Raw genomic sequence first — 1,186 nt, 5'->3', positions numbered from 1 at the left:
GGCGCCGCGCGCCGCCGCGGCCAGCGCGGCCATCATGCCGGCGGCGCCGGCGCCGGCCACCAGCACCCACGTCATCGCCCGCTCGCCGCTTGACACGGGATCGTGGCAGGCGAGGGATGCGCCGCAACGCCGAAGGAGAATGCCCGATGCGCCGCCGCGCCCTGCTCGCCGCCGCCCCTGCCCTGCTCGCCGCGCCGGCGCTCGGCCAGCCGGCGCCTTGGCCGAACCGCCCCGTCCGATTCATCAACCCCTTCACCGCCGGCTCCGCGGTGGACGTGGTCACGCGGCTGGTCGCCACCGACATGCAGGACCGGCTCGGCAGCCCGGTGCTGGTGGAGAACCGCACCGGCGCCTCCGGCAACATCGGCACCGAGGCGGTGGCGCGTGCCCCGGCCGACGGCACGACCCTGCTGGTGGGCTCGCCCGGCACCATGGGCATCAACCCGTTCCTGTTCCGCACCCTGCCCTATGACGCGGTGCGCGACTTCGTCGGCGTCAGCCACGCGGTCTCCTTCCCGCAGGTGATGGTGGTCAGCCCGCAGAGCCCGATCCGCAGCCTGGCCGACCTGGTCGCCGCGGCGAAGGCGCGGCCGGGCGCGCTGAACTACGCCAGCTCCGGCAACGGCACGACCAGTCACCTGGCCTTCGAGCTGATCCGCGCGGCGACCGGCATCGAGATCGTCCACGTTCCCTTCCGCGGCGGCACGCCGGCGATCCAGGCGGTGATGCAGAACGAGGTGCAGGTGGCGCTGGAGGGCATCCCCTCCCTGCCCGGCTTCCTCTCCGCCGGCCAGCTGCGCCCGATCGCCGTCACCTCGCGCGAGCGGTCTCCCAAGCTGCCGGACGTGCCCGCGGTGTCGGAGCTGGTGCCGGGCTTCGACGCCTCGGCCTGGGTGATCTACTTCGCCCCGGCCGGCACGCCCGCGCCGCTGGTGGAGCGGCTCTCGGCGGAGATCGCGACCTCGCTGAACCGGCCGGGCGTGCGGGACCGCCTGCTGGACCAGGGCGCGACCGTGGTCGGCGCCGACCCGGCCGCCACGGCCGCCTTCCACCGCGCCGAGCTCGAGAAGTGGCAGCGCGCCGTCCAGCTTTCCGGCGCGCGGGTGGAGTAGGCGCGGCACCGACGTTCCCTCCCCCGCGATGCGGGGGAGGGTGCCCGAGCATGGCGAGGGCGGGTGGGGGCGCG

General features: G+C 75.5%; 1 protein-coding gene. It reads left to right on the top strand.

All coding sequences use genetic code 11. From position 1 onward, the window contains the following. Positions 1–146: 146 nt before the first annotated feature. Positions 147–1,112 (top strand): Bug family tripartite tricarboxylate transporter substrate binding protein, encoded by a 966-nt coding sequence (locus tag OZN99_RS32070; protein WP_270939235.1) that lies wholly within the window; start codon positions 147–149, stop codon positions 1,110–1,112. The last annotated feature ends 74 nt before the right edge of the window (positions 1,113–1,186 follow it).

This window comes from Falsiroseomonas oryzae (genome assembly GCF_027856955.1).
Lineage (GTDB): Bacteria > Pseudomonadota > Alphaproteobacteria > Acetobacterales > Acetobacteraceae > Falsiroseomonas > Falsiroseomonas oryzae.
This window is presented reverse-complemented; position numbering and strand designations above follow the sequence as displayed.

What these genes read in the sequence shown, in the direction of transcription:
- OZN99_RS32070 (WP_270939235.1), top strand. Translation starts at nt 147, where the DNA reads ATGCGCCGCCGCGCCCTGCTCGCCGCCGCCCCTGCCCTGCTCGCCGCG.